General features: G+C 56.5%; 1 protein-coding gene. It reads right to left on the reverse strand.

The window, feature by feature from the left end:
• A partial coding sequence (locus AAHB17_RS24670; RefSeq protein WP_342133704.1) for a hypothetical protein occupies positions 1 to 238 on the reverse strand: 238 nt, incomplete at its 3' end.
• Between the last annotated feature and the right edge of the window lie 8 nt (positions 239 to 246).

A 246-nucleotide genomic window follows, 5' to 3' on the forward strand; every position in this document is an offset into this window, starting at 1 on the left:
CTTCCATCTCCCGGGTAAGCAGCAAGCCCCTGACTTGGTTCGCCCGAAGCTCTGCCGCAGACTTGTAGAAAGGAAGAGGCGTGGGTATCACATAGTTGGTTAGTGGCACGTACTCGGTGAACCCTTGCTGCTGGATGAACGCCTCGACCTCACGCATCAACGCTGCGCGGTTGATGTCGCCTGACCATCCCATCTCGCGTTTGCTACGAAAGCAACCACGCGTGATGTAGATGTCCATTGCTCGCA

The sequence above is a fragment of the Hydrogenophaga sp. OTU3427 genome, assembly GCF_038440225.1.
Taxonomy (GTDB): domain Bacteria; phylum Pseudomonadota; class Gammaproteobacteria; order Burkholderiales; family Burkholderiaceae_C; genus Hydrogenophaga.